This window comes from Staphylococcus ureilyticus, assembly GCF_025558845.1.
GTDB classification, from domain to species: domain Bacteria; phylum Bacillota; class Bacilli; order Staphylococcales; family Staphylococcaceae; genus Staphylococcus; species Staphylococcus ureilyticus.
This window is the reverse complement of sequence record NZ_CP094825.1, coordinates 922,714-946,252: the sequence shown is the minus strand read 5'-3', so window position 1 is coordinate 946,252 and position 23,539 is coordinate 922,714. Positions and strand designations below refer to the sequence as shown.

Below are 23,539 nucleotides of genomic sequence, written 5' to 3'. Positions count from 1 at the left end.
CTCCTTTATACTCTCAATTATTCCAAATCTTCAAGCGTTTGAAGATACTGTTTAATTATTTCTGGCTCATCAATATGCTTTTTGATCGCTTCATATATGTTTTGTCGTTTTTCAAAATTTTGATAAAGGCCTAGTTTCATTTCATAATCTTCTACTAAATCACCAGTTCTTCTTATGTTATCATACACTGCTTGGCGGCTCACATCAAACGTATCTGCAATCTCACTTAAAGAATAATCCTGTAGATAAAATAGTTCTAGATAGTTACGTTGTTTTTCCGTTAATAATGATTGATAAAAATCAAATAAATAATTCATACGTATAGTCTTAATTAAATCATTTTGTGTCATCTGTATGGCCTTCATTCTGTACATCCGTGCTATCTGTATGATCATCCGCTGCATTTGAATCATCAACATTTTGTTCAATCATATCAGCAAACAGTCCATATACATAGCTTTCTGGATTAAATGGTTGTAAATCATCTAATTTTTCACCTAAACCAACATATTTAACTGGTATTTTTAATTCATTACGTATCGCTAAAACGATACCGCCTTTTGCAGTACCATCCAGTTTAGTTAATACAATACCAGTCACATTCGTAACCTCTTTGAATGATTTAGCTTGGGACAAGGCATTTTGTCCAGTAGTAGCATCTAAACAAAGTAGGACTTCATGAGGCGCTTCAGGTACTGCTCTACCTATCACACGTTTTACTTTTTCTAGTTCATTCATCAAATTAGATTTGTTTTGTAAACGGCCAGCAGTATCACATATTAAAATATCTACACCCTTACTTTTAGCTGCATTAATGGCATCATACATAACTGCTGCAGGATCCGAACCTTCTTTTTGACTCATTACTTCTACGCCAACACGCTCTCCCCAAATTTTGAGTTGTTCAATAGCACCAGCTCTAAAAGTATCACCAGCTGCTAGCATCACTTTCTTACCTTCAGCTTGGTAGCGATGTGCTAATTTACCAATTGTTGTCGTTTTGCCCACACCATTGACACCTACCATTAAAATGACATTTAACCCTTCATTTTCAATGTTCATAATTTCTGAGTGTTCATCGTCTTGATGATAGATTTCTACAATTTTTTCTACGATAACTTCTCGCAAATCTTCAGTTTCTGAAATATTACGACGTTGTGCTTCGGTACGTAATTCTTCTACGAGTTCCATCACTGTGTTAAAACCAACATCTGCAGTTATTAACATTTCTTCCAGTGCTTCAAAGAAATCTTCATCAACTTTACGATAACGTGCAATTAAATTGTTTAACTGTTCTTGGAAATTTTCACGCGACTTTTCTAATCCAGCTCTAAATTTTGCACCAAGTTGTTGCGCTTCAATTTCTTCAAAGTCCTCAATTGAAATTAATCCGTCGTCATCAAAATCAGCTTCTTTTAATTTTTTTGGCTGCTTTGTTTTTTCCTTAGGCGCTTCGGATGATTGAGGTTGATCTACATCTAATTCAGATTGTTGTTCTTGTTCTAATTCGTCTGGTTTTTGATTTTCTGCAGACGTTGTGAATTTATCTTTTAGTCGTTTGAAAAAGCTCATACTTGTTCCTCCTTAATGACTTCATCAATCGTATTTAAATTGACACTTACTAATTTTGATACACCTGACTCTTGCATCGTTACACCGTATAAGCGATCAGAAAATTCCATTGTACCCTTACGATGTGTAATGACTATAAACTGAGTTTGGTTTGATAATGCTTTTAAATATTGTGCATAACGTATAACATTGGCTTCATCTAAGGCTGCTTCTACTTCATCTAAAATGACAAATGGTGCCGATCTCACTTTTAAAATAGCGAACAACAAAGCAATTGCACTCAAAGCACGTTCCCCACCACTTAATAGTGATAGGTTTTGCAGTTTCTTACCTGGTGGTTGAACAATAATATCTACCCCTGCTGATAAATAATCATCATCTGTCAAGCGCAACTCTGCTTGTCCTCCACCGAATAGTGATTTAAATACTTCAGAAAAATGACCTTGTACAGCGTGAAAAGTCTCTTTAAATCGTTCTTTCACTTCATTATCCATTTCTTCTATTAATTGTTCTAACGTCGCTTTGGCTGCTCTTAAATCAGCACGTTGTTCATTCAAGAATGTATAGCGTTCGTTGATTTCTTCAAATTGTTCAATTGCATTTAGATTTACGGGGCCTAATTCTTCTATAGACATTTTGGTTAATTTTACTTTTTTTCGTAAACTGTCAATATCCTCTTCTAGTGTATATAATTCACTTGCCCGTTCATAAGTAAGATGATACTGCTCGCTCAAATGGTCTATCGCATGATTGATTAGCACATCTAAACGAGATTGTTCTGCTTTAATATCTTGGTAACGATTTTCAATCGATAAAATATCTTGATTTGCTTCTTCCAACTTACGCTCTGTTGTCTCAATTGTATCATTCAAAGTTTGGCGTTGTGATTTAATAGTAGCCAAGTCTTCTGTTAATTGCGCTTTATTACTTTTACTTTGTTCAATATTATTTTGAATCGTTTCGAAAGCTTTTTCACCAGTTATCTCATCCGAATTAAATAATTCAATTTGCTCACTCAATTTTTGTTTTTGCTCTTTTAATTGTTTAAGTTGATGCGTTAACCTTGTTTCCGTTTGCTTTTGAGTACTTAATCTTTCTTTAACTACTGCTAAATCAGATTGTTTTTGATGTAATTTTTGTTGTATTAACGTTGTACTCTCTTTACCTTCTTTTGATAATTTTGTATAGATATTAATATCTTCTTCTAATTTTTGCAATTGCGCTTGGATTGTTGCTAATTGCGCTTTTTTGTCATTTAAGGTTTGCTTACTTGTTTCACTTTGGTAACCATCATTTTTCTCAAATTCAAATTCTTCATGCTCATTTTTTAAATGTGTTTCTTGTTTACGTAATCTATCTAATTCTAAGTCAAATTTATGTACGTTTTGTTTTATCGTATTATAACTTTGACTCGTATCGAAATAAGTATTACTTAACGCATCGGCTTCTTCTTTAATTGCTTGAAATTGTTTTTCAAATGAAACAGTTTGTTGCTGATAATCTTCTAATTGCGTACGCATTGTTGAGAGCTCATCTTTTTGAGATAAAATGCTCTTAGTTTTACGATCACCACCACCAGTCATGGAACCTCCTGGATTTACAATATCTCCCTCTAACGTTACGATACGTGTTCGATACCGAATTTTTCTAGCTAATTCGTTAGCATTTTTCAAGTTGTCTACAATTATTGTATTGCCTAATAAATTTTGAATCACATGTTTATAATCATTTTCAACTTGTATCGCACTTGAAGCAACGTTCACAAAACCAATTGAACTATTAGCTATCTTCAAAATATCGCTGGCAATATTACGAGGTTGAATGACGTTTAATGGTAAAAATGTAGCTCTTCCAAGACCATTTTGTTTTAAATATTGTATTGCTTGACGACCATCTTTTTCAGAATCAACGATGATATGCTGTAGCGAAGCACCTAATGCAGTTTCAATCGCTTTCGTTAAATTCGAAGGTACTTGGATAACTTCTGCTACTGCACCACGGATGCCAGAAAGTTTATTATCTTTCATTTTCAATATGTGTTTTACACCATTGAAAAAATAACTATATTCTTCTTGTTGTGTTGCTAAACTATCAATACGTGATTTTAATTTTTCATTAAATCTGTATGCTTGATGTAATTTCTCTTCGTATTCATTTTGTTGATGTTTAAGTTGCGTTAGTTTTTTTTCATAAGATGCTAAATCACTTTCTGCTTTTTTCAACTCTTTTTTCGCGATTGAACTTTGTTTCTCTGTTTCAGTGATTTGAGTTTGAATATTTTTTAATTCCTTATAGGCATCAAGCAAGCGTGAATCTAAACGTGATTGCTTCGTTTCATTTTCTTGAATTGTATGCTCTAAAAAGCGTATATCATTATTGACATCTGATTGTTCTGACATGAGTTGATAGTATTCATCTTTTATTGATTCTAACTTTTCATCATGTTGTTCATCGGACACATAAAGTTGTGATTCATATTGTTGTATCTCTTCATTTAGATCATTTTGTTTCGTTTTTAACTGTTTGATTTGTTCTTTTACTTCTGATTGCTCTTGCTTTAAATTTGTCACTTGTGTCTCTAAGCTTTCTTGTTCTTCTTCAAATCGTGCATTGGTTTGCGATTGATTCTTCTTACGTTCTTCTAACACATTCAATTGTCCAGCAAATTTTTCAACTTCTTCAGTCGCTTTAACAAGTTTAAAATTTAAAGATTCTATCTTTTCATCTAATTGTTGACGTTCAGATTTATATTGATTTAATGATTGTGTATGCTGCGCCTTTTCCGCATCTTTTGAAGCTTGTTGACCTTTTAAGCGATTGAGATTTTCGTCTAGTTCATAAATATTTTGATTATATTGTCCAATATCATAAACAGTGACCAACACATCACTTTTTTCCATTTCACTAGACAGATGTTTATATTCTTTTGCTATTGCAGCTTCTTCACGTAATGGTTCGACTCGACCTTCTAAATCAAATAAGATATCTTCTACACGCGTCAGGTTATCTTCTGTTTGATCTAATTTTTGCACAGAAGTTGCCTTTCTTTTTTTATATTTTAGTACACCTGCAGATTCTTCCAATATTTGCCTTCTATCAATTGGCTTTGCATTAAGAATCTCATCTACGCGACCTTGAGATATTATACTGAATGCTTCTTTTCCTAATCCTGAATCTAAAAATAGTTCTATGATATCTTTAAGTCGTGATCGGTCATTATTTAAATAATATTCACTCTCCCCGCTTCTATATAAACGACGTGTGACTATGAGTTCTTCTGTATCAACATTTAATTTACCTGAACTATTATCTAATTTTAATTTTACTTCAGCAAAATTTTGAGCTTTTCTATGTTCTGCACCAGAAAAAATAATATCTTCCATTTTTGCGCCACGTAATGATTTAGCAGATTGTTCACCTAAAACCCACTTAATTGCATCTGTAATATTACTCTTACCACTACCATTAGGTCCTACTATTGCCGTGACACCTTCATCAAACTGTACATTTGTATGTTCAGCAAATGATTTAAATCCAAAGGCATCAATAGATTTCAAATATACCATGCTATTCTCCTTTAAAGTGTTTCTCAGATGCGAGATAAAAACAACGTAATGCAAATACGTTCATGCTCTCGCTTCTGCTTCTATATGATTAGTGCATCAATAAATTTGTCACAGCGACTTGCAATGATTACATGCTTTATTAACTCATCTATTAGAAATGCTTTCACATCATTCATTAACGCATCTTAAATTTTTTACAATTTCGTCCAACATGCGCTAAATCGTCTGTAAGCTACACCACAATATACAATGGAACTGACATTAAACCTCTTTATTTTTCAAGAGTTTATAAGCACTTTCTGCTGCTTGTTGCTCTGATTCTTTTTTCGTTTTGCCTTTGCCTATCGCAACCGGCTTGTTTTCTAAAATCACTTCCGACGTAAATAAACGATGATGCGCAGGACCTTCTTCATTGATTAAACGATAAGTAACGTCACCTTTGTTTTGCTGATGCACATATTCTTGAAACTGTGTTTTAAAGTCGACGACGCCGTCAAGTTTATCGCCTTCCACAAATGGAAAAATCACATTTTCAGCAAATTTCCAAACAGCGGTTAGACCTTGGTCCAAATACAATGCACCTACAAAAGCTTCAAATGCATCTGATACAAGTGAGGGTCTTGTTCTACCACCTGTTTTTTCTTCTCCTTTACCTAACAAGATAAGGTCGTGTAATGCAATTTTATTCGCGAATATTACAAGTGAAGGCTCACAAACAATTGTCGCACGCATTTTCGTTAAATTACCTTCTGGTAACTCTGGATATTTGTCAAACAAATAGCGTGAAACCGTCAATTCTAATACCGCATCTCCTAAAAACTCTAAACGTTCATTATGATCTAATCTATCCATATTGAAATCGTTGATGAAGCTCGAATGTGAAAATGCTTGTTGATATAAATTCACTTTATTAAAATTCAAATTTAATTCTTGCATTTTTTTTGAAAACTTTTCTTGGAATGCATTAACCATTTCCTTTTTTTTATGGTTCGTCAATACTTTTCCACCTCAATTTAAAGTAATTTTGTATATACTTATGCCTTTATATTTTACGTGAATTTATTATAAAACTAAAGGGAAAACTGCTAATCATACATTCATTTTATCATTTATAAAACATTAATCCTCTTTAACGATTACTATTGATATGATTACTAAAGTTAACTGCTTTTTAATAGAAAAAATCTGAGCCGTAAAATCCACGACTCAGATATTTGTTTATTATTTTTCCATACTATTGATAAAGTTAACTGCATCACCAACAGTGTTGATTTTTTCAGCTTCTTCATCTGGAATTTCAGTACCAAATTCGTCTTCTAATTCCATAACTAATTCAGCAATATCAAGTGAGTCAGCGCCTAAATCATCTTTGAAAGATGCATCTTGAGTTACTTTTTCAGCGTCAACACCTAAACGGTCAACGATGATATCTTTTACTTTGTCGAAGTTTTCCACGTCGATTCACCTCCTTTTAAAAGCCTATGATAGACTTTTATATTTTCCCATTTTATCGATTGAAATACAAGTAGTATTTCAATGAATTACATACTTAGAGCATGACATACATCCATAAGTCATATCAAGTCATGTTCAAAATGGTATGTCCGTACAGTTACACTATTCCATAAACATACCACCATTGACATGTATTGTTTGACCAGTAATATATTTTGCTTTGTCTGAAGCTAAAAATGCTACTGTATTTGCAATGTCAGTGTCTTCTCCAAATCTTGCTAATGGAATTTGTTGCAACATTTGATCTTTTAAATCATCTGATAATGCATCTGTCATGTCAGATACAATAAACCCTGGTGCAACGGCATTAACTGTGATATTTCTTGAAGCTAATTCTTTCGCAGCAGATTTAGTCAATCCAATAACGCCTGCTTTTGTTGCAACATAATTAGCTTGGCCAGGATTTCCTACTGCACCAACTACACTAGATAAATTGATGATTGACCCACTTTTTTGTCTTAACATTTGTGGTGTAACCTTTTGAATACAGTTAAACACACCTTTTAAATTAGTGTCGATAACGTCATCCCATTCACTTTCTTTCATACGCATCAATAAATTATCTCTAGTAATACCTGCATTATTGACTAATACATCGACTGTACCAAATTGGTTTACTACTTCTTTAATCATTGCTTTTACTTCATCGCCATTGGCAACATTAGCTTGAATTGCTAAGCTTTCTACACCTTTAGCTTTCACTTCTTCTACTACAGCCTCTGCTTTTTCTCTATTACCTGCATAGTTTACTGCTACGTTATAACCTTCTTCAGCTAACTGAATTGCGATACTACGACCAATACCTCTAGATGCTCCAGTTACTAATGCATTTTTAGTCATTTTCATTCCACCCTTTTACGTCTTCTAATGTTTGAATTGAAGTAAGCTTAACATCTCTATTTATTTTTTTTATTAATCCTGAAAGTACTTTACCTGGCCCAATTTCAATAAAATGGTCGACACCTTGATCAAGTAGCCATGTCACAGAATCTATAAATTGAACCGGAGAATATAATTGTTTAATCATATTCTCTTTAATTTCTTTAGCATCTGTTTCACCTTTAGCATTTACATTTTGTACCACTGGATAATTGGCGTCGTTCCATTCAAATTGTTCGATATAATTTGCAAAGTCCGATTCAATAACTTGCATCATGGATGAATGGAAAGGACCAGAAACGGCTAAAGGCATGACGCGTTTAGCACCCAAAGATTTTCCTTCAGCAACAAGTTGATCTATTAATGTTTTATGCCCTGAAACCACAATTTGTCCAGGTGCATTGATATTAGCAGGTTCTATGACTTCGTCTTCTGTTGAAAGTTGTTTACAAATGTCATCAACTTCACTGTAATTTAAACCTAGGACAGCTGCCATGCTACCAACACCATCAGGAAAAGCTGCTGCCATCAATTGTCCACGTTTACGAACTATTTTTACCGCGTCCTCAAACTTTAATACGCCACTCGCTACTAGACTCGCGTACTCACCTAAACTATGCCCCATTGTATAATCTGCATCAATTTGTTTTAATGCCATTAATAAAGCGGTACTATGTGTAAGTAATGCTGGTTGTGTATTTTCAGTTTGGCCTAATTTACCTTCGGCATCTTCAAACATTGTTTCTAAGATATCAAAATCCAATTGTGCTTGTGCTTCATTTAAAATTGATGTTGCGGCATCACTTTCATTAAACAAATCACTAGCCATGCCTACTTTTTGTGACCCTTGTCCAGGAAAAATAATCGCTGTTTTACCCATTTTTTGACCCCACCGTTTCTCTCATTGTATCTACTATATTTAATTCTCCAGCAACCTTAGCTTGACGAATTGCTGAATAAAATGCCTTGGCATTAGAACTACCATGTGCTTTTACAACGATACCATTCAATCCTAGAAAAACTGAACCACCATATTCTGCATAGTCCATTTTTGTAGTTAACTCATTTAAATCTTTGCGTAAGACTAACGCTGCTAATTTATTTTTTAAACTACTTAAAAGTGTAGATTTCAACATTTTTCCTATAGATTTTGCTACACCTTCTAGATTTTTTAGGATCATGTTACCAGTATAGCCATCTGTGACAACGACATCTGCAGCATCATCCATTAATACTTTCGCTTCTACATTACCAGCAAAATGAAATTCTTGTTGTTCATCCATTAAATTAAACGCTTTTTTAGTTAATGTATTTCCTTTAGCTGCTTCAGTTCCTATATTAAGCAATGCTACAGAAGGTTGTTCAATATTACGTATTTTTTGTGCGTAAATATTGCCTAATTGTGCATATTGCAATAAGTGTTCTGCTTTAGCATCCGCATTTGCACCGACATCCATAAATACAAAACCTTTACCTGATACAGTAGGTAAAGTAAGCACTAATGCTGGTCTTTCTACACCTTTAATCCTACCAACAATAAATAGTCCTGCAGACATTAATGCACCTGTATTACCGGCTGATACACATCCATCCGCTTCACCAGATTTTACTGCTTCAGCCATGCGCACCATCGAACTATTTTTTTTCCGTTTAATTGCTCTTACAGGTTCATCTTCCATCGTTATCGCTTCTGTACAGTGACGTACTTCCACTCTTTCGTGATTAATATTACATTTATTTTGGTCTCCAAATAATATAATTTCTAAATCTTTAAAATCATTGACCGCTTTTTCAACAGCTTCTAAAACGATGCCAGGTGCGTCATCGCCACCCATCATGTCGATAGCTATTTTAACCATTTTGTTCATCCTCACTTGTATAATACATTTTGAATGTACCTCTAAATACTAAAGTATCTTTGACATACGAATTTACCTTTATCTTAAAATATTTATTCGTTATTTCAACAGCTTGTGCTTCAGCACGTACTGTATCGTTTAATTTAACTTGTTTTAAAAATGAAACATTACTTTCTTTAGTTAAAACGACTGGTTTATGTATAAGTGCCACACATAATGAATTGGCCTGTGCAAACAACACATGACCTCTGGCAATCTTATTTCTTGTAAATACTGAATCTTCATCAATATTAATCAGAGATGTTGCTTGATGATCTGGTTCAACGTTAATCACATCACCTATGATTTCACTTCCATCAATAGATCGAATACTTTCGTGATTTTTTCTCGCAACGGATTTTATTCTTTTTCTCAATTCAGGAATATTTAAGTGTGTACGATCCAACCTTATTGTTTGGATACTGACTGAAAAAAGACTGCTTAAATCAAGATCAGTAATAAAGGGATTTTTTTCTATTTCTTTTTTTATTGCTTCACGACGTTCTTGTTTTTTTAACTTCATAGTTTACTACTCCCTAATTTTAGTACCAAGTCTTAAACATTCCTAACATATCATAACACTTTCTATTTCAATTGCTCAACTAAAAACATAAGACTTTCTCCATTATATTGAGTTAAAGCTGAACACTTTTATAACCAAAGCAAAAAAAGTTTTTAAAGTTAATATATAACTTTTAATAATAATATGTTAAATTATATAAAAATAAAATGTATAGTTTTTAAAACGCTTAACTATTAAAAATATTTCAGAAATACATAGATTATTCATTCCAATTCAAAGGGGTTGTAAACATTGAAAAAAGTAGTGACCAATGCATTGTTATCTGCAACATTTTTTGCAGCTTTTTCCACTCAGAGTAACGCAAAAGAAATCAATAGTATCGTTCCTGAAAACTTAGAAAGTTCAACTGAAACAAAAATTTCCAATAAAATAGATGTAGAACATTTCCTACAAAACAACGCTACATCTGTGCTCAATACGAATAAAACTAAAACAGAATCTATTAATAAAAATGCATTTAAACAATACAAAGTAATCAATAGCAGTGTTGATTCAACTGGCGTTACACATTATGAATTAAAACCAAAAATCAATCATATTCTAGCTAATGATAGCACAATTAAAGTCCATGTAAACTCAGATGGAAAGGTATCACTTATCAATGGTCATATACACAGACAACATATCGACGTTAATAATAAGGTGAAACTATCTTCTTCCCAAGCAGAAAAATTAGCCTTTAAAGCAATTGGTAAAAAAAGCAATGACGTTACAAACATCGATGGCTTTAAAGTAGTGTCTAAAAACAAACTAGATGTTAATAGTGAAAAAGAAAGATATATATATAATATAGAATTAAATTACATATCTCCTAAGCCTGCACATTGGCAAATACAAGTTGATGCTAGCACTGGGGAGATATTAAAAAAACAAAATGTGATTGAACACGCTTTAGAAAAAGGCTCTGGTATCGGAGTGAATGGTGATAAAAAATCACCACTTAATGTATCTAGCAACAATGGACAATATACTTTAAATGATACAACGACAGATGCACATATTAATACTGAAAGTGCTAATGGAACCACTGATCAATTTTCTCCTATCATAAATGATTCAAAATATTTTGATAAAAAACAACAACGTCCTGGCGTCGATGCACACTATTACGCAAAAGCAGTTTATGATTATTATTTAAATACACACGATAGAAATAGTTACGACGATAATGCTGCTGATATTAATTCAGTTGTCCATTTTGATAAGAACTATAATAATGCAGCATGGACCGGACAATATATGGTTTACGGTGACGGTGATGGTCAAACATTTAATCCCTTATCAGGCGCTAAAGATATTGTTGCTCATGAATTAACACATGCGGTAACTGAAAGAACTGCTAATTTAGAATATGTAAATCAATCTGGTGCACTCAACGAATCTTTCTCAGATGTATTTGGGTATTTTATTGACCCTGATAACTGGCTGATGGGTGAAGTTGTATATACTCCCAATCAAGATGGTGACGCCTTAAGAAGTTTAAAAGATCCAGAAAAATATGATCAACCAGCACATATGGATCAATTTTATACTGGTGCTGAAGATAATGGTGGTGTCCATATTAATAGTGGTATTCCAAACAAAGCGGCATACCTAACGATACAATCAATTGGTAAAGAAAAAGCTGAGCAAATATACTATCTCGCATTAACTCAATATTTGACGTCCAATGCTGAATTTTCTGATGCCAAAATTGCCTTAAAACAAGCAGTAGATGAATTATATGGCCGTAATAGTAACGAATCACAATCTGTAGCACAAGCATGGACTAAAGTAGGTGTAGGCTCGTAAATATAAAAAAACAGCAGTTTAGCAAATGACACGCTAAATTGCTGTTTTTGTTAATCAAAACTAGTATATAATAAATTATCTTCTACAAATGTTCTTAATCTTTGATACTCATCTTCAAAAAATGCACCGGATTGAATTAATTCTGCTGCCTCATCTCTCGCTACTTCTAACATTTTATAATCTTCAACAACATTCGCTACTAAAAAGTCAGGTAACCCACTTTGTTTCACACCAAAGAAATCACCAGGTCCTCTCATTTCTAAATCACGTTCACTTAATTCAAAACCATCTGTTGTTTGTGTCATTACATTCATACGTTCTATCCCTGTTTCAGTTTTCGGTGAAGCAATTAATACACAATAGCTTTGGTGTTCACTTCTACCAACACGTCCTCTTAATTGATGTAAAGTCGATAATCCAAATCGATCCGCATCATATATCATCATAAATGTTGCATTAGGGACGTTTACTCCTACTTCTACCACTGTCGTTGACACTAATATATCAATTTCATGATTACTAAATTGTTGCATCACTTGATCTTTTTCTTCTGAGGTTAATTTACCATGAAGTAGTCCAACTTTTCCTTTACCATAAAAGGCTTGTAAAGATTCGAACAATTCAACTACATTTTGTACATCTTCTAAATGCTCTGAACTTTCTATCAATGGACAAATCACATATGCTTGTCTACCTTTTTTTAATTCAGCAGACATTTGTTGTAATACACTTTCGTATGCTTCATGTTTAGACCAAGAGGTTATAATAGGCTTCCTACCCTTTGGTAACTGTTTGATTGAGGATACATCCATTTCTCCAAAAACTGAAATTGCTAATGTGCGTGGAATAGGTGTCGCTGTCATAAACAAAACGTTTGTCATCGCGCCTTTTTCTCTCAGCAATTGTCGTTGATTGACACCAAAACGATGCTGTTCATCTGTAATTACAAGGCCCACATTATTAAAGACAACATCATCTTGAATAAGCGCATGTGTACCAATAATACAATCTATCTCATTTTGCTCGAGTTGTTCCAACAAAATTTTGCGTTTTTTCCCTTTTACTGAACCTGTAAGTAAAGCAATGTTCATTCTGTCACCAAATATCTCTGTAAGACTTTCAGCATGCTGTTCTGCAAGTATTTCCGTAGGTACCATTAAAGCAGATTGATAACCTGCTGTTTTTAATGCATACATACAAATTGCAGCTACGACTGTTTTTCCTGATCCAACATCACCTTGTAACAATCTATGCATGCGAATAGGCGCTTTTAAATCTCTAAATATCTCGTTTACACTTTGCTTTTGTGCATCAGTTAATTCAAATGGTAAACGTGATATAAAATTTCTTACTAATTGAATATCATAATCAATTTCGATTGCGTCATCTGATATTTTTTCCAACCTATTTAGCCATTGCATTCTAAGTTCAAACATAAATAATTCAATAAATGCGTAAGTTCTTCTCGCTTTGAGCAATGAAGTTTTGTCCGGTGCAAGGTGTAATGTTTTGATTGTATCTTCTAGTGTTTCTAATTTATATTTTTCTCTCAATGAATCTGATATCCATTCGTGAATCGTAACATGTTCTAAAACTTGCCTAATCATATCACGTAATGGTTTTTGCTTTATCCCTTCTTTAATTCGATAAATGGGTTCAAATTGTACATCTTCCATTGCTGGTTGATTAAAAAACATTCGATTTCCGTTAATTTCTTGCTTATTTCTATTCCATTTTCCTTTAATCGTAACCGTTTGGTGTAGTTCTAGTTTCTTTTTCAAGTAAGGTTGATTAAAAAATACACATTTTACAGCAATATTGTTAACCATTAAATGAACTGTCAACTTAGATTTATTCCTACCAAAAAAAGCGACAGTGGGTGTTGAGTATACTTCCCCAACAACAGTCACCATCGCTTGATCTTCTGCTTCATTCAAGTCAACTACAGTATTGTCTTCATAACGCGTTGGTAAATATAAGATTAAATCTTCTACTGTATAAATGTTCAATTCATTTAATACCGCTAACCGCTTAGGACCTAAACCCTTGATTTGTGATAATGGAAATGGGCTTTCTATTAAATTGACTTTTGACATTTTAATCACCAAATATTTCTTGTTTTAAACGCTGTCCTGTCGGTGTGCCTGCTAAACCTCCACGACCAGTTTCACGCAACGCTGAAGGCATCGTTTGCCCTATTTTATACATTGCTTCTATTACTTCGTCTGTCGGGATTCTGGAAGTTACACCTGCTAATGCCATATCGGCTGAGACGATTGCATTAGATGCCCCAGCTGCATTTCTTTTTACACAAGGTACTTCTACTAATCCAGCTACAGGGTCACATACTAAACCTAGCATATTTTTCAAACAAATTGCAAAAGCTTCCGAAGATTGTTGTGGTGTACCACCTGCAAGCTCAACTGTCGCACCTGCAGCCATAGCTGCGGCCGATCCAACTTCTGCCTGACAACCACCTGCTGCACCAGATATCGATGCATTATTTGCTACAACAAATCCAAATGCGCCTGAAGTTAATAAGAAATTCAACATATCTTTACGTGTAGGTTCTAATCGTGGTTTCAAACCAAACAGAACCCCAGGAACGACTCCAGCTGAACCAGCCGTTGGTGTAGCACAAATTTTACCCATTGCTGCATTTACTTCATTTGTTGCCACTGCTTTGCTCACAGCGTCTAATAATGTTGCACCAGATAAAGATTTACCTGTTTTTAAATATTCTTTTATTAAAACAGCGTCTCCACCTGTTAGACCAGTCGTTGAAGTTACGCCTTCTAAGCCCTCATCTAATGCATTTTCCATAGTTTGTAAATTTTTATCCATATGTGCATATACTTCTTCTTCTGATAAACCAGTAACTTCCATTTCTTGCTCAAGCATCACTTCATATATTTTTTTATCTTCTGTCTCACATTTTTCAATGAGTTCTTTTACACTTTTAAACATTGATATCCCTCCATTAGGCGTCGCCCATGAGTGAGACTGTCACTACACCATCGACGTTTTTTATTTTTTCTATTATTTCATCATTGATAGCATCATCTAATTCACAAGTCATTAATGCTTGGTCACCTTTTTCTTTTCTTGAAACTTGCATGCTGCCAACATTAATACTGGAATCACCTAATATATTAGCTACACGGCCAATCGTACCAAATGTATCTTTATGGAACACTAAAAGTGCTGGATAGTTACCACTAATTGCAATACTAAAACCATTGATTGCAACAACTTCTATCTTACCGCCACCAATAGACACACCTTCAACAGAAATTTCTTTTTCTCCGTCTCTCATATTAATAATTGCAGTGTTTGGGTGAGAGCGTTCTTCTGCCATTTCAATAAAATTCACTTTCATGCCAATTTCTTCAGCAGTCTCTAAACTTTTTTGGATTCGATCATCGTCTGTATCATATCCTAATAAGCCACCCACAAGTGCTACATCTGTACCATGGCCCTTATATGTTTCCATAAATGACCCATACAAATATATATCAACTTGTTTTGGTATTTGATTAAATAAATCTTTAGCTACTAAGCCAATTCTGACTGCACCTGCTGTATGTGAAGATGATGGACCAACCATTGTTGGACCAATTATATCGAAAACTGTTTTATATTTCATAATGGATACCCCACCCTTATTTTTAATCATTCTAAAGTGTTGCGCTTACATTTTATTTGCACCTTTATTATTATAACAATTTAAGTTAACATTATAAACTAATTTTAGTTGTACTGCTTTTAATTCAAAATTATTACAAATTGCACACTATTGTGAATTGAATACACATATAAACATAATGAAAATAATTATTTTTTACCGTGAATATTATTACGATTTTTACCTCTATTTAGTATATACTTCTTTAAACATAAACTTTGCCCATTTTTTGCGTCAAAATAAATATACGTAACCAGATATGACACATACCTAATTACGTATATTGATAGAAATTTTGTCGTTATCAACAAACTAACATTATTCCACAGAAAACAGATATTGATATACAGGCTGATCACCTTGATGTTGATCTATTTCAATATCTGGATACGTTGTTTCAATCCAGGATTCAACATTAGATGTTATATCACTATTGGCATCTTCACCGATAATCATAGTGATTATTTCACTTTCGTCCGTAATCATTTGAGACAATAACTGTTTAACAGTCTCAAATTCATCTTCATTACTTGTGACAATTTTATCCTCGACTAATCCCATAAATGCATCTTTTTTTATTTCTACACCATCGACTTTAGTATCTCTAACAGCGTAAGTAACAGAGCCAGAAGTTATCACTTCTAATGATTCAATCATGCGTGCTTTATTATCAATTAATTCGTCTGATTCATCATAATTAAATAATGCAGCTATTCCTTGTGGTATAGATTTCGAAGGAATCACAATAGCTTCAGCATCTACAATTGATGCTGCTTGTTCACTCGCCATCATAATATTTTTATTATTTGGCAAGATGATTGCACGTTTACATTGGGATTGTTCAATCACTTTCACAATATCTTCAGTAGACGGGTTCATTGTCTGGCCACCACTTATTAAATGTGTCGCACCCATGGATTTAAACAATTCTGATATGCCTTTTCCCATAGAAATAGCGATGACAGCAGTGTCTACTGTTGAAGTTTCTTGGTTAGATTGTTGTGTATTTGTACCTTTTTGTTCTTTTTTTACAACTTCACGATGTTGTTCTCGCATATTCTCAACTTTTAATTTAATTAATTCACCATATTGTTGTCCGTAATTAAAAACATCGCCAGGTTTTTCTGTATGTACATGAACTTTTACAATTTCATCATCATTAATAACTAATAATGAATCTCCAAATTGACTCATTTCTTCTCTAAAAGTATCTTCATCGAATACTTTTTTATTCACCCCAAAACGAACCATCATTTCGGTACAATATCCATATACAATATCTTCAGTATTAATCACACCGTGGAAGTCATGTTCTTCATTTACTAAAGTTTCTGTATCTAATTTTGGAGTTTCTGCAGTTACAGTTTCACCTTTTAAAGCTTTTAGAAAACCTTCATAAACGATAACTAATCCTTTTCCACCACTATCAACTACACCAACTTCTTTTAATACAGGTAACAAATTGGGCGTATTCTCTAAAGAAATCTGGGCTTGTTCTATAATATATGTCACAAGTTCAATGCAATCTTCTGTTTCTTGTGCCTTTTGTATACCTGCATCCGCAGCATCTCTAGCAACAGTTAAAATTGTGCCTTCTACGGGTTTCATAATTGCTTTATATGCAGTGTTAACACCAGCTTTAAAACTATCAGCTAATTGCTGTGCATTAATTTCGCTAAAACTTTCTAAATTTTTGCTAAACCCTCTAAAAAGCTGTGATAAGATAACGCCAGAATTTCCACGTGCACCCATTAATAAGCCTTTTGAAAATGTTTTACCTAACTCGCCAATATGCTGTGATAAATTCTCTTCTACTGCTTCTCTGCCAGATGTCATTGTTAAGTTCATATTTGTCCCTGTATCCCCATCTGGCACCGGGTATACATTTAATGAATCTACTAAATCTGAATGATTAGATAAATTTTGTGCCCCTTGAATAATCATTTCGGCAAATAATTTACCATTTATTTTACTAACCATCTCGTTATGTCCTCCTAGTTCTTCTTGCCATTATCCACTCGTACGCCTTGTACAAATATATTAATTGAATTTACTTTAACTTTTAATGTTTGTTCTAATGTATATTTGACATTTGATTGAACATTGCTTGCAACTTCTGATATCTTTGTACCGTAACTAACAATGATATACATATCAACATCCAACACACTATTTTCTTCTCTCACAACAATGCCTTTTGCATAATTTTCATAACCTAAAATTTCAGCAATTCCGTCTCTTACTTGTTGTCTAGAAGCCATTCCTACAATGCCATAACATTCTACCGCTTTACTACCCACAACTGAAGCTATTACTTCGTTTGAAATGTCTATGCTACCATAATCATTTGTAATTTCTAATGTCATTTTATTGGGCCTCCTAGTTTATGGTCCTCACTTTATTTTTGATACTTTAAAACTTTATATTAAGATTAAAAAATACAATATTATCCATAGTTTACAATTATATCATAAAATGAGTGTAACAAAAGTAGAAGCTATGTAAAGAAATTTTTTTTCATTTTATTGCCATTATTTTTTTTATGTGGTACATTATTCAAGTATGTAGTAGATATGTGTATTTATATTTATTAAAGGAGGTACTTTCATGGGCAAACAATGTTTCGTAACAGGTCGCAAAGCTTCAACTGGAAACAATCGTTCACACGCTTTAAATTCTTCTAAAAGAAGATGGAATGCTAACCTTCAAAAAGTTAGAATTCTTGTAGACGGAAAACCTAAAAAAGTTTGGGTTTCTGCACGTGCTTTAAAATCTGGTAAAGTAACTAGAGTTTAATAAATATAATGCACGAAAAAGACCAATCCTTATGTGGAGGATTGGTCTTTTTTTATAATTAATTTTGCTACGATTTATCAATCTTTACTTTTAATCATTAATACGCTACCTGAATAAATAGAAACAGTACCTCGTGGTTTTATTAGTTCATTAGATATTGTCAGCGTAGAACCGAGTTGTAAAGATGCTTGCTTCAATTCATATTTAAAATTGGCTAATGAAATAACTGTAGGATATGTAATTGGGATGAATGATATATATGGATAATTAAAATCTCTTTCAACACAATGATCTTTAGCAGATAAATATGAAATTTCATTTTGTTGATCAATGATTTTAATATTAATTTTCTTTTTTGTATATTCTGGCTTCTCTAAAATTTGCAATGCACCCATAAAATGGTCTAAACGCCCACCGGTTGCTCCATAAACACATATTTCACTATAGCCTGAATGGATTGCTTGATCGATACCCAATGCTAAATCAGTGTCATCTTTTTCAGAATGATATGGATTAATTGCTAGTTTTTCAGCCAAATAATCCTTTTCTTCTTTAGTTATTGAATCAAAATCACCGACTGCAAATTGAGGCATAATACCTGATTCAATCAATATTAATGCACCTCGGTCAATCCCTATCCATGACTCATTTGCCTTATTTTGTATAATATTTTCTGGTAAATTTCTTGCCCCACATAATAAATTGACTTTCATTGATTTCAACCTTTCAATGTTTGCGTCACTTGTTTATAATCTTTTTGTTTAAAGAAGTATGAACCAGCTACCAACATAGTGGCACCGTGTTTGATAACAGTTGCAACTGTTTCATCGTTAATGCCACCATCAACTTCGATTTCAAATGATAAGTTTAATGCTTTTTTTATCTTAACTAGTTCGTCCAATTTGCTAATGCTATCTTGAATGAATGTTTGACCGCCAAATCCAGGGTTAACTGTCATGACAAGTACATAATCCACCATTTTCAGCACTGGCATAATCGTATTCACCGATGTACCCGGGTTAATGACTACACCAGCTTTTACATTAGTATTTTTAATTTGTTGTATTACTCTATGAATATGCGGTGTTGCTTCCACATGTACTGAAATCATGTCTGCACCCTGTGCTGCAAAAAGCTCCACATATTTTTCTGGTTCTTCTATCATTAAATGCACATCTATTGGTAAATCAGTACCCTTTCTAACGGCTTCTAATATAGGCAATCCAATTGAAATATTTGGAACAAATTGACCGTCCATCACATCAAAGTGCACACCATCAACACCTGCATCTTCTAATGCTTTTAATTCCTTTTGTAATTGTAAAAAATCAGCTGATAATAATGATGGATATAATTTTGCCACTTAATATCTTTCCTTTCTGTTTGCAATTTCATTAAATAATTGTAAATAATGTTCATATCTAAAGTGAGCTATATTCCCTTTTTCTATTTCATACTTAACGTTACACTTGGGTTCGTTTATATGGTTGCAATCTCTAAATTTACAATGTTCACCATATTCATTGATTTCCATGAAATAATGTTTCACTTCATCTTTTTGAATATGATTAAAATCTAATGCGCTAAATCCAGGTGTGTCAGCTATAAAGCCATTTTTCCGTTCAAATAATTCTACATGCCTTGTAGTATGTCTTCCCCTGTTTAACGCTCTAGATATATGTTGTGTTTCAATGTTCAATTCAGGAAAATATCGATTTAATAACGTAGATTTCCCAACACCTGATTGACCGCTTAATACCACTAGTCCTTCTCCCCATTGCATGAAAACTTCATCGATATGATCTTCAACACTTATAAATTGTGTATGATATCCCATATTTTCATAAACTTTTAGTGTCTGTAATATTTTGTTTTCCGTGCTAGGTGAAGTAATATCACGTTTAGTTACTAATATGCGAGGTCTCATATGATACGAGTGTGCTATGACTAAAAATCTATCCAATAACTGAGTTGAAAATTCAGGTTCTACCGCACTCATCACTAATACTAGATGATCAACATTGCTAACTGGTGGTCTTTTTAATTCATTTTTTCGTTCGTGAACACGGTGAATATAACCATCTGTAATATTTTCAACTTCAAAATCTACAACATCACCAACAATAGGTGAAAATTTATTTTTTCTAAATAATCCACGTGGTTTTGTGTCGTACATTTCGCCATTTACATCTACGCGATATACACCACTTAATGATTTTATGATGCGTCCTGTTTTCACTTAGGCACCCCTCTTTTAAAAGCTTTACATACTATATTATAGCAAAGGCTTTTTAATTTAAATACGATTTGAGACTATTTCAGTTAAAAATAAATAACAGAGCATTATTACTACATGTAATGATAGCAATAATACTCTGTTATAAACGTTTTTTAAAAGTAGTTCGCAGAAGCCTTTGGCTTCTGCATAAGCGCAACTAAACTCCCTTCACTTTGTTCGTTAAGTTGCGCTAAAAATCATAAGGAATATCTTTATCAGCTACAATCTTGCCATCAACTCGAATCGTATAACCCGCCGTCTCTCCTTTTTCAATCGTCATTGGAATAGTAACGGTTTTATCATCTTTAATTTTGAAGCTTTGTGCAGCTGATGATCCTTTGTCATCCTTGTCTCTCACATATACTTTCACTTCTTGGCTTTCATCATCATCACCCGTATAGGGAACTTGATAGGTTTCTGTATATGTTTTAGTTTGAGGTTTATCATCTTCTTTAGATGACTTATCTTCTTGCTCCTCAGAATCTTTATCTTCTTTTTTCTCTGATGCTTTCGGTTTACCTGTAGATACTACGAATTCTACGGTAGAACCTTCATCTACTTCTTCGTCTTTAGGTGATTGACTAATGACATTGTCCTTTTTAACTGTTTTATCAGAGCGTTTTTCTACAGTAACTACTTTAAATCCTTTAGATTCTAGTTCAGATTTAGCTGTCTTGAATGATTTTTTCTCATAATCATCCACATTAACTTGTTTAACACCTAATGATTCAGTCAATTTAATGTCACTATCATTTATTTTCACTCTATCACCTGGCGATATACTTTGTGCTTCAATTAAGCCTTTAGCTACATTTTGTTTCGTATAAGATTGATCTACTTTTGCATCATCAATTCCTAATTTTTTTAATTTATTTAATGCCTCTGCTTTTGGTAATCCATATAATTTTGGCATTTCTGCAGTTTTAGGTCCTTTTGATAATACAATGTCTACTTTACTTTGTTGTTCTAAACGTTCACCTTTACCAGGTGATGTTTTAATAATTTTATTCTCAGGATATTTATCACTATAAGCTCTTGTAGTTTTGCCTAATTCTAGTTTGTTATCCTTTAAAATACCTTCAGCTTCTTTTTCAGTCTTACCTATTAAATTAGGTGTTTCCAAATATTTATTACCAAACATTCCCATGGCCATAAAACCAAATAATCCAAACAATAGTAACACAATGATTAAACCATAGAAAAACTTTTTCTTTTTCGATCTTTTTTTCGGAAGCATTGTATATAATTGTTCCTCATTTGATTGAAAATATTGTTGATTAACAATTGGAATTTGCATGGTTTGATTCATGCTTTTTGCTTTATCTTCATCACGAGTCTGATTAGCAATCTCTGCTTTATCAATAGGCACTGTTTTAGTGTCAGCGTCAACAGAATGATATGGTGATTCATTTTCACGCTCTTTTGTCAGGACAGTAGACAAGTCATCTTGCATTTCTTGAACCGATTGATAGCGATCTTTCTTATCTTTTTCAGTCGCTTTAAGCACGACGTTGCTCAATGATTGTGGTACTTCAGAACGTTTGCTTGAAACATTAGGCATTGGATCTTGGATATGTTTTATAGCGATGCTTACTGCTGTTTCACCGGAAAAAGGAGGTTGTCCTACTAACATTTCATACAGTACAACACCAATAGAATATATATCAGTGCCGTTATCTGTTACATCACCACGCGCTTGTTCTGGAGAAAGGTATTGAACCGTCCCTAAAACATGATTTGTTTGGGTCATCGTCGTTTCGCTTAATGCTTTTGCAATACCAAAATCTAATATTTTTAGTGTTTGATCACGATTCACCAAAATATTTTGAGGTTTTACATCACGATGAACAATCTTTGTATCATGTGCATGCTTTATTCCTTCAATAATTTGTTCAGTAAATTTGATTACGGTTTTGATGTCTAAAGGTCGATGTTGTTGAATATATTCTGATAAAGTGGGACCTTCTATGTATTCCATCACTAAAAAGAAATTTTCATCATTTTCAGTAACATCAAAAACATTAACGATATTTTTATGTGAAAGTTGTGTTAAATTGTGAACTTCACGTTCAAAACGCTTAATTGTTTCTTCTTTTTCACCAGAAGGTATCCTAATAGCTTTAATTGCTACATTGCGATTTAAAATTGTGTCATCAGCCAAATATACTGTGCTCATGCCACCGCCGCCAAGCTTTTTTATCACTTTATAACGTTCGCTTATTAATTTTCCAATCATACCTTATCTCCTTCAATTTCTGCTAAAACAATACTCACATTATCATTCGTTTCTTGAGATATTGCTAATTCAATAAGATTCCGGCCGTGTGTTTCTAAATCATTTTCTTGCATTAATTCTTCTTGAATCATATGATTTCTCGCAAAATCTGTTAATCCATCCGAGTTAAGTAATAGAAAATCATAAAAATTAGTTCTTTTTACAAAAATATCTGGTGTTACTACCTTATCCGTACCCATAACTTTTGTAATAATATTTTTTTGCGGATGATTGAACGCTTCTTCAGCACTAATTTGACCAATCATCACTAAATGATTAACGAAAGAATGATCGTTTGTAATTTGTTCAATCTCTCTACTATTAACCAAATATCCTCTTGAATCACCAATATTTGCGACCACTACATAATCATCAAATACTAACGCACAAACACAAGTTGTTCCCATGCCATAATAGTCTGTATTATCAACAGAGAGTTGATATAATTCACGATTAATCGCTTTAAGTGTAGTTCTCAGCCAATCCTCGGCTTGGTTAGGTTCAATTAAATTTTCTTCTTCAAAACGACGTTGCAATTCATCTGTTACAAATTGACTTGCTACTTCTCCTGCTAAATGTCCACCCATACCATCACAGAGTACAAGTAATTGTTGTTCTGTTTTATTATAGAACACACCACCTGCATCTTCGTTCTTATCACGATATTGACCTGTGTCAGTAAAAAATTGTGCTTTTAGCAT

At 33.3% G+C, this 23,539-nt stretch carries 21 protein-coding genes; 2 read left to right on the top strand and 19 right to left on the bottom strand.

Annotated elements, in window-relative coordinates:
• Positions 1–17 precede the first annotated feature (17 nt).
• The 9 genes from MUA21_RS04605 to fapR all read right to left on the bottom strand — a co-directional run bounded on the left by MUA21_RS04605 (position 18) and on the right by fapR (position 9,953).
• A complete protein-coding gene (locus tag MUA21_RS04605) occupies positions 18–350 on the bottom strand; it encodes a putative DNA-binding protein (RefSeq protein WP_046208657.1) in 333 nt (110 codons plus the stop codon).
• The gene (gene ftsY, locus MUA21_RS04600; protein ID WP_070037893.1) at positions 337–1,572 is read right to left on the bottom strand and encodes a signal recognition particle-docking protein FtsY; all 1,236 of its coding nucleotides are present in this window, start codon (positions 1,570–1,572) and stop codon (positions 337–339) included. Before ftsY ends, MUA21_RS04605 begins: the two co-directional genes overlap by 14 nt.
• Positions 1,569–5,138 (bottom strand): chromosome segregation protein SMC, encoded by a 3,570-nt coding sequence (smc, locus tag MUA21_RS04595; protein WP_262561967.1) that lies wholly within the window; start codon positions 5,136–5,138, stop codon positions 1,569–1,571. The genes ftsY and smc overlap by 4 nt, the downstream gene beginning before the upstream one ends.
• Positions 5,139–5,399: 261 nt before the next feature.
• Positions 5,400–6,110 carry a ribonuclease III gene (rnc, locus tag MUA21_RS04590; RefSeq protein WP_107525985.1) on the bottom strand — a complete coding sequence of 237 codons (711 nt, stop codon included), beginning with the start codon at positions 6,108–6,110 and terminating at the stop codon, positions 5,400–5,402.
• A gap of 249 nt (positions 6,111–6,359) precedes the next feature.
• Entirely contained in the window at positions 6,360–6,593 is a 234-nt protein-coding gene (locus tag MUA21_RS04585; RefSeq protein WP_019467939.1) for an acyl carrier protein, read from the bottom strand.
• 162 nt (positions 6,594–6,755) lie between these two features.
• A complete protein-coding gene (gene fabG, locus MUA21_RS04580) occupies positions 6,756–7,493 on the bottom strand; it encodes a 3-oxoacyl-[acyl-carrier-protein] reductase (protein WP_046208661.1) in 738 nt (245 codons plus the stop codon).
• Positions 7,486–8,412 carry an ACP S-malonyltransferase gene (gene fabD / locus MUA21_RS04575; protein ID WP_046208662.1) on the bottom strand — a complete coding sequence of 309 codons (927 nt, stop codon included), beginning with the start codon at positions 8,410–8,412 and terminating at the stop codon, positions 7,486–7,488. The genes fabG and fabD overlap by 8 nt, the downstream gene beginning before the upstream one ends.
• Positions 8,405–9,391 carry a phosphate acyltransferase PlsX gene (gene plsX / locus MUA21_RS04570; RefSeq protein ID WP_262561966.1) on the bottom strand — a complete coding sequence of 329 codons (987 nt, stop codon included), beginning with the start codon at positions 9,389–9,391 and terminating at the stop codon, positions 8,405–8,407. The genes fabD and plsX overlap by 8 nt, the downstream gene beginning before the upstream one ends.
• On the bottom strand, positions 9,384–9,953 hold the full coding sequence (gene fapR / locus MUA21_RS04565) for a transcription factor FapR (protein WP_046208664.1): 570 nt from the start codon (positions 9,951–9,953) through the stop codon (positions 9,384–9,386). The genes plsX and fapR overlap by 8 nt, the downstream gene beginning before the upstream one ends.
• A 291-nt stretch (positions 9,954–10,244) precedes the next feature.
• Here fapR and MUA21_RS04560 point away from each other — a divergent pair, with 291 nt between their 5' ends.
• A complete protein-coding gene (locus MUA21_RS04560; RefSeq protein ID WP_262561965.1) occupies positions 10,245–11,804 on the top strand; it encodes a M4 family metallopeptidase in 1,560 nt (519 codons plus the stop codon).
• 50 nt (positions 11,805–11,854) lie between these two features.
• On the opposite strand, the gene recG is transcribed toward MUA21_RS04560, so the two are convergent.
• The 5 genes from recG to MUA21_RS04535 all read right to left on the bottom strand — a co-directional run bounded on the left by recG (position 11,855) and on the right by MUA21_RS04535 (position 17,855).
• A complete protein-coding gene (gene recG, locus MUA21_RS04555) occupies positions 11,855–13,900 on the bottom strand; it encodes an ATP-dependent DNA helicase RecG (protein ID WP_103161469.1) in 2,046 nt (681 codons plus the stop codon).
• 1 nt (position 13,901) lies between these two features.
• Positions 13,902–14,771: an L-serine ammonia-lyase, iron-sulfur-dependent, subunit alpha gene (gene sdaAA, locus MUA21_RS04550; protein WP_046208667.1), complete on the bottom strand. Its 870-nt coding sequence runs from the start codon at positions 14,769–14,771 to the stop codon at positions 13,902–13,904.
• A 13-nt stretch (positions 14,772–14,784) separates the two neighbouring features.
• Complete coding sequence (gene sdaAB, locus MUA21_RS04545; RefSeq protein ID WP_046208668.1) at positions 14,785–15,450, bottom strand: L-serine ammonia-lyase, iron-sulfur-dependent subunit beta; 666 nt, start codon at positions 15,448–15,450, stop codon at positions 14,785–14,787.
• Between the two features lie 357 nt (positions 15,451–15,807).
• Positions 15,808–17,469: a fatty acid kinase catalytic subunit FakA gene (fakA, locus tag MUA21_RS04540; protein WP_107526274.1), complete on the bottom strand. Its 1,662-nt coding sequence runs from the start codon at positions 17,467–17,469 to the stop codon at positions 15,808–15,810.
• Between the two features lie 14 nt (positions 17,470–17,483).
• Positions 17,484–17,855: an Asp23/Gls24 family envelope stress response protein gene (locus MUA21_RS04535; RefSeq protein WP_107526275.1), complete on the bottom strand. Its 372-nt coding sequence runs from the start codon at positions 17,853–17,855 to the stop codon at positions 17,484–17,486.
• A gap of 241 nt (positions 17,856–18,096) precedes the next feature.
• On the opposite strand from MUA21_RS04535, the gene rpmB reads away from it, so the two are divergent.
• A complete protein-coding gene (rpmB, locus tag MUA21_RS04530; protein WP_002483503.1) occupies positions 18,097–18,285 on the top strand; it encodes a 50S ribosomal protein L28 in 189 nt (62 codons plus the stop codon).
• A gap of 77 nt (positions 18,286–18,362) precedes the next feature.
• On the opposite strand, the gene MUA21_RS04525 is transcribed toward rpmB, so the two are convergent.
• The 5 genes from MUA21_RS04525 to MUA21_RS04505 all read right to left on the bottom strand — a co-directional run bounded on the left by MUA21_RS04525 (position 18,363) and on the right by MUA21_RS04505 (position 23,539).
• Positions 18,363–18,998 (bottom strand): thiamine diphosphokinase, encoded by a 636-nt coding sequence (locus tag MUA21_RS04525; protein WP_262561960.1) that lies wholly within the window; start codon positions 18,996–18,998, stop codon positions 18,363–18,365.
• A gap of 5 nt (positions 18,999–19,003) precedes the next feature.
• A complete protein-coding gene (gene rpe, locus MUA21_RS04520; protein ID WP_107526276.1) occupies positions 19,004–19,648 on the bottom strand; it encodes a ribulose-phosphate 3-epimerase in 645 nt (214 codons plus the stop codon).
• A complete protein-coding gene (rsgA, locus tag MUA21_RS04515; RefSeq protein ID WP_262561959.1) occupies positions 19,649–20,524 on the bottom strand; it encodes a ribosome small subunit-dependent GTPase A in 876 nt (291 codons plus the stop codon).
• A 229-nt stretch (positions 20,525–20,753) separates the two neighbouring features.
• The gene (gene pknB, locus MUA21_RS04510) at positions 20,754–22,799 is read right to left on the bottom strand and encodes a Stk1 family PASTA domain-containing Ser/Thr kinase (RefSeq protein WP_262561958.1); all 2,046 of its coding nucleotides are present in this window, start codon (positions 22,797–22,799) and stop codon (positions 20,754–20,756) included.
• Positions 22,796–23,539 (bottom strand): Stp1/IreP family PP2C-type Ser/Thr phosphatase, encoded by a 744-nt coding sequence (locus MUA21_RS04505; RefSeq protein WP_046208674.1) that lies wholly within the window; start codon positions 23,537–23,539, stop codon positions 22,796–22,798. The genes pknB and MUA21_RS04505 overlap by 4 nt, the downstream gene beginning before the upstream one ends.